The organism is Bacillus sp. AFS053548 (assembly GCF_002575105.1).
Taxonomy (GTDB): Bacteria; Bacillota; Bacilli; order Bacillales; family Bacillaceae_G; genus Gottfriedia.
Genome location: NZ_NUHI01000017.1, coordinates 113,089 through 119,460 on the forward strand (window position 1 = coordinate 113,089; position 6,372 = coordinate 119,460).

Here is a 6,372-nt window from a genome sequence, read left to right on the forward strand (position 1 = left end):
TGACACCTTCAATTGTTATTCTTTAGATGTATTACCTGCCAATAAAATTGATTCTACTTTCTCTTGTACTTCATCTGCATTTTCATCAGTTAAATCTTCAATACCTTCAAGAGTAGCTTCTAACTGCTCGTCAGTTTCAGAAGATTCATTTTCATGATTTACTTCTAGTGAAGTCGCTGAAATTTGCGATTTTCCTTCTTCTAGATCGATTGAATCTTCAATTTTCTCTTCTACAGCTTCAACTGCTTTTTCAGATACTTTAGAAGAACCTTTATCAAACTTATTTAATGTTGAATCTTTAATTTCGATCCATTTATCTTTTACAATCTGTACATTGCCTTCTAATTTCTCAACTGAGCTTTGTACTACCCTCAATTGATTTCGAACAGCACCTTTTACGATTTCAGGATCTTCTTTAATTTGATTTAATTTGTTTGTTACGCTTCTTCCTTTACGTGAGATTTTCTCACGATTTTCCTTGTTAAGTAGAGTAACCCCTGCACCAATTGCGACTCCGACTAGAATATTGCGTAAAGCTTTGTTACGTTTTGACATTCTACATCCTCCTCTAAACTGTTAATTGGTGTTGCTTTAAAATATGCTGAAGTAAATGAGAGCATCCTTCTGTAAGGATGTCATATACTTCATTAAAATTACCCGTATAATATGGATCAGGCACTTCCTTCCACATTGATGCTGGAACATAATCTGAAAGTAGTGAAATCTCTCCTATACAATTATTTCTTGCTAAATTCATTAAATCCTCTTTATTCTGTGCATCCATAGCAACAATATAACTAAAATATTTAAAGTCATTTTCTGTCACTTTTCGAGCTTTCATACCTTCGCACGTTATACCTTTTTCACTCAATAAACCTTGTGTTCCCTTATGTGGAGGGTGACCTAAATGCCAATCTCCAGTACCAGCTGAGTCTATCATAAATTGTTTATCTAACCCTTTTTCTGTCACTATATGACGAAAAACAGCCTCAGCCATTGGCGATCGACAAATGTTACCTAAACAGACAAATAATACTTGAATCATCTCAATGTCTCCTTCAAATTATTTACACTTTCTGCCAAAATTTAGCTGTTTCTTTTGTATTCATTCTACACGGTAAATTTTAAAATGAAAAGCAAGCCATTGTGAATAATTTATGACTAGTATAAATAAGATAAAAGTTATAATGCTTATTTTTTACATAATAGCTATGATTACACTCTTTTTTTTAAAATAATTTTAATGACTATCTAAAAAGTTAACTTTGTTAATGTTTTTCGCGATTCTTACACAGATTCCATTAACAATGACCAAATTTTTTTTAATTTTTTCAGATAAATTAATTGTATTTTTAAATGACCTTGACTATATTTAGTAAAGACAACTAAATGTAAGCTAAAACCACAAGGGGAGCCATTTGGCTGAGAGTGAATAGATTAGCTATTCTTACCCTCTGAACCTGTTAGTTAGTACTAACGTAGGGATGTGGCACGATGAAAAAGCAATTCCGGGATCATCATGCTACCCAGTATTGCTTTTTTATTTATTCCTACTGAAATCTCCCTAATTTGAAATGTGGAAGCGGCTCGCTTTTGCCCTTACACCAGAAAGGGCACGGCGCTGAAACTAGACATTACAAAATGTGGGCGATTAGTCGCTCACAACATCATTACTTACAAAGTGTTTCACTACATAAGTTGTCCACGAGAAAAAGGGGGATATATATATATGAAGACATCAAAGATTCAATTAATGGCAGAAATAGCGATGTGTGCAGCACTAGCAATCGTTTTTGATTTCTTACCATTGTTTACTGCACCTCAAGGTGGCTCTGTATCATTATCAATGATTCCAGTTTTTCTAATTGCTTTTCGTTGGGGATTAAAACAAGGATTAATTACTGGTCTATTATTAGCAGCACTACAAATCGTTACAAAGCTATATTTTGTTCATCCAATCCAAGTATTTTTAGACTATATTCTGGCATTTACAAGTCTCGGATTAGCTGGTCTTGTATATAAACAAATAAAAAATAGTTTAGCAAATGGCAATAAAAAAAGTGCAGCAGCCTATATAATTTTAGGAACTTTTATCGGCTCACTAGCTCGATTCATCTGCCATTTTATTGCTGGAATCGTATTTTACGGTTCATACGCTCCAAAAGGAACACCGGTTTCACTTTATTCATTAGTATATAATGCTTGGTACATGGTTCCTTCTTTTATTATTAGTGCAGTTCTATTAATTATTTTACTTTCTTCTGCGCCAGTTCTTGTTCATGTTAAAAAGAATCGAAATCAAGCAGCATAAGTATAGAGACTTTTTTGTAGGTTTACACAATTAAATAAGAAAGAACTGAATCCTCCATCGAATTTTTATGATCTACTCAATGGGGGATTCTCTTCATTTCCTTTTACATCAAATTATTTCATGATTTTAGAGTGGCGTATCTGCTAATGTCCACGTTAAAGTCGTCTTATATTTAGCCCCTACTTCTTTATAAGCTGCTCCTGGCACGAAAAGAGTTACACTTGATGAATTCAGACCATATGCAATCGTCCACGTACCGAGTCCCTTACCCTCATCTGCAAAGGCTACATCCTGTGCACCTCCACCCGGTACCAATGTTACTGTAGTGGCTACTGGTTTATATTGCTCTTCAGTAGTTGAGTTTAAAATAGGATTATTTAATTTTAATACGGCACCAGTTAACTCATTATTTCCACTCTTAAATTGCTCATTTTGTTGTACGGATAATTTCCAGCCTGTGTTTGTTCTACGATGGTCTGTTACTTGAATAAAATTTGGTACTTGAATGACCGAACCATCTGAAGTTTGTTTTACTTGATCTAATTGAGCAGAATAAACTTCATTACTACCCGAAATTTCATGTTCACCAAAGTGAAAATTTGACACATAGTCAATACTTAATGAACTCTTTGCTCCCGGTTCATGAGGATTTTCTGGATCAGTTGGGTTAACTGGTTCGACTGGACTTGTCGGGTTTGTTGGATTGACTGGATTTTTTGTTTCTGCCGTTACCGTTACATTTGTTTCTGTACTTGTATTACCTGCGACATCTGTTGCAGTTGTACTCACTACATCCCCCGCATACAATGTCCATGGCTCTACGGATACCGAATATGAACCATCTGCTCCGGCTTTTGTCGTTAGATTTGAATGATCTGGTAAAATTATCTTTACTGTACTATTCGCCTCCGCTGTTCCCATTATCCTTGCACTGATATCTGTAATCGGATTTACAACTGGCGGTAAAATAGTTTTGTCTACTGTAAAGTGTAAAATAGTTTGATTACCTGCTTTATCAGTGATGACTAATGTGTGTTCACCATCAGCTGGGTTTATTGTGCTAGAAGAAATGGATGTCCCATTTAATTTTGCTGTATCAATACCGCTTAGCGCATCACTGAATGTAATGTTTGTTGCTGTATTTTTATTATATAATTGCCCGTCAGCATAGTTGGTAATAGGTAGTTCTTTATCAATTTTGACTGTAAATTTTGCTCCAGGATCGGTTAATGGATTACTTTGGTTTCCAGAATCATCTTTTGCTCTGATTAGAATATTTGTCGTACCTTGGGTTGAAACTGTATAATCAACGCCTGTTGAGGTGCCATTACTTAAACCGTTTTTACTCCAAGTGCTACCATTATCAGTAGAAACTTCGTACGTTGTTGGATCGACCCCATGATCGTCAGTTGCTGTAAAGTGAATTGTCGTGTTTTTATTGGTCCATGATGCTCCACCTGTGTAGCCTTCTGGTATGGTAATAGTCGCATTTGTTATTTTTGGTGCCTTAGTATCTAGTACTGTAACAGAAACATTATCAACCTGAAAGATTTGAAATCCACTACCATCAAGTGCATCTTTTATACCGTCTTCAAAAGCAATTCTAAAATTTACTTTAGTTCCGATCGCAGTGAAAGTAGTCGTTACATTTTGAGGACCTGTGTAGTCTCTCCATTCTGTATCTGTGGTTAGAGGGGTACCACTTTCTGTGTCAGTTACAAACCAATTATACCTAGGATGAGTATTCTTATGTTCAATAAGTTTAAAAGGAAACTTTAAGATATAAGTCTGTCCTGGAATTGTGTTAATCGTTTGTCTCATAGCTATAAACTCTTGAGAATCTGATGTGTTTAATAATTTTAATAAAATTCCACCCTCTAGAACTGGTTTAACATAACCTTTTGGGTTGACTTCACCAAAAACCTTATACCAGCCGTCACCTTGATCCTCTAAATTGAAGCTATAAGGACTTTGACTTTGGTTTTTATTTAAATACCCCACAAATGACCAATTTGGAAAAGTAGTTGTTTGACTATCAAAATTAAATGTAGGGTTTTGAATCAAGTTTGGAAGTGTTGCTGCTTCTGTAATAGTTGGTTTAAGTAGTCCCTTTAATCCAAGAAGTCTCGGTTGCATCCCGCTCGTCATGATGACAAAAATGGAAGCTAAAACAGTCGCTTTAAAAAGTCGCCTTCTTTTTTTTACCATTATGTTTCTCCAATCCAAAATAATAATTTTTCTTCACTCTTTTTCTATTTTCTTTAAACGTCTACTTAAAATAAATAAAAGTATGACAAGTGATAGTAATAAAATACCGCCAATTAAGTAACACATTTTATAATCCTTTTCTAGATCTGAAGGCATAAATTCCTCAGCTGATTTCTCCTTAATGGTAAATATTCTTGTCCATTTCCATGATTGCTCCCCATCTGTGGCTTTCATTTCTAGACGGTAATTACCTGATTCAAGTGCTCGGTCACCCCAATCAATTGCATAATCAAAGTTTGAATTAGGTGCCATTCTTAAATTTTCTTTTTTTGTTTCATGCAGGATCTTTTTCCCTTGTTCTGTAAATACTTTCGCATCTACACTCAAATTTTTTAACATAGCTGGTTCTATATTTTGTAAGTTAGCTGTAACTACATTTCGTGCATTGATTAGTGATGTTTTTACTTCATTTAATTTTAAATCTCGCTTGATTACTTTATCGGTTTCTCTTATTAAAACACCAATAACATACGCATATTTATTTTTTATTTGAATGCTTCCATCTTCTTTTTTAGCTTGTCCCTCGTCTTCTTTCTCACTAAAATGGAGTCCACCCAATATAACACCATCGAATTGCTGCTTTGGCATCTCAATCGTAATCTCTACTGTTGCTTCACTTTTTGCTGGAATTATCGTCTCTTTTTTTACCTTAGCTATATTAGTGAAAGGAATTTCTAATGTAGCGTCTACTTTTGAATTTGAATTACCGTAATCCGCAATTCCACTACTATTTGTAATCGCTGAATTAGCTTTTGTTTCAACAACTATTTTTTTATCAGTATCATTCTTTATTTGAACTTTTAAGATTTGTTTTTGGCCTGGTTTCATTCTCAAATCAAAATAAGTTTTGCTCTGATCAATTTGATTAGTTGGAATAACAGGCGATACTGCAAAGTTCATCTCAGCTGCAATTGCATGAAAATTATTAATATTAATAAGAAATAAAATAATAATAAATTTTTTTAGTACATTCATAGATAGCTCCTTTTTTTGAAATTGACTAAAAAATTTCATGCAGATTAGGTTACAGTTATTTAGTTTCTTTGTTCGATTTATTTGCAATACACAAATAGAGTAGAACTAGTTGCCTTTTATTATGAAAATCACATCAAAACCTCCAACTTTGATTCTTTGTTGAACTCACAGTTGAATATGTGAAAAATGTAACATGATTATATTCGATGGTTCAACGACATTTTTTACCTATGTCAACGGTAATGGCGTTGAGTTTTAACTTGTTTTTTGTTTTGGTAGTTCTTCTTAATATTTTAGGTTTAACTGCTACAAATGGTGATGTCACTTGCTTTTAGTTAAATCGATCCAACCAAATATTAAAAACATTCTATCCACATTTTAAATATGCATTTAAATTTTGAACACTTTGTGAATTTTGGTTATCTGTCCTTTTCTTTAATCATATATATGAATACAGAGTTTCGAAGGGGGTATAAATATTGGGATATGATGTACTCATCTTTTTCTTTTTCTTTATTATTCTTTTAGGTATGATTGGTTCATTTTTCTTAGTATTAAAAAATGCATTTAATGTAGATGATGCTTTAAGAATTGATCCTAAGCCCTCCCTTCCTGAAGAGAGCGTACAGTTATAACTAAAATAACCTCATCTAACAATTAGATGAGGTTTTTTGTTTTTTCCTTACATATAAGCCTGTTTTGAGTATGGGATTTCAGTCTATATGTTTTTAAATTACTCATGATCCTTTTATGAGTATGCAATATTCATCTTTTTGGTTTTTTACTTCCTCATGAACCCCTTATGAGTTACTATATTT

The 6,372-nt window shown here is 33.6% G+C and carries 6 protein-coding genes and 1 riboswitch; of the genes, 2 read left to right on the plus strand and 4 right to left on the minus strand.

Translation table 11 applies throughout. The annotated features are described in order from the left end of the window. Positions 1–15: 15 nt before the first annotated feature. On the minus strand, positions 16–555 hold the full coding sequence (locus tag CN946_RS10125; RefSeq protein ID WP_098861012.1) for a hypothetical protein: 540 nt from the start codon (positions 553–555) through the stop codon (positions 16–18). A gap of 13 nt (positions 556–568) precedes the next feature. Further along, positions 569–1,045: a low molecular weight protein-tyrosine-phosphatase gene (locus CN946_RS10130; protein ID WP_098861013.1), complete on the minus strand. Its 477-nt coding sequence runs from the start codon at positions 1,043–1,045 to the stop codon at positions 569–571. 352 nt (positions 1,046–1,397) lie between these two features. Further along, a riboswitch (TPP riboswitch) is annotated at positions 1,398–1,502 on the plus strand. A gap of 227 nt (positions 1,503–1,729) precedes the next feature. Here CN946_RS10130 and thiT point away from each other — a divergent pair. Beyond that, entirely contained in the window at positions 1,730–2,311 is a 582-nt protein-coding gene (thiT, locus tag CN946_RS10135) for an energy-coupled thiamine transporter ThiT (protein WP_098861014.1), read from the plus strand. A 126-nt stretch (positions 2,312–2,437) separates the two neighbouring features. Here the strand turns inward: thiT and CN946_RS10140 are convergent, their stop codons facing one another. Both CN946_RS10140 and CN946_RS10145 read right to left on the minus strand, forming a co-directional pair. Beyond that, the gene (locus CN946_RS10140) at positions 2,438–4,519 is read right to left on the minus strand and encodes a WxL domain-containing protein (protein WP_098861015.1); all 2,082 of its coding nucleotides are present in this window, start codon (positions 4,517–4,519) and stop codon (positions 2,438–2,440) included. Positions 4,520–4,552: 33 nt separating this feature from the next. After that, positions 4,553–5,554, minus strand: a complete 1,002-nt coding sequence (locus tag CN946_RS10145) for a WxLIP family cell surface protein (protein ID WP_098861016.1) — start codon at positions 5,552–5,554, stop codon at positions 4,553–4,555. Positions 5,555–6,033: 479 nt separating this feature from the next. Here CN946_RS10145 and CN946_RS23450 point away from each other — a divergent pair, with 479 nt between their 5' ends. Further along, a complete protein-coding gene (locus tag CN946_RS23450) occupies positions 6,034–6,189 on the plus strand; it encodes a hypothetical protein (RefSeq protein WP_176547284.1) in 156 nt (51 codons plus the stop codon). Positions 6,190–6,372 lie beyond the last annotated feature (183 nt).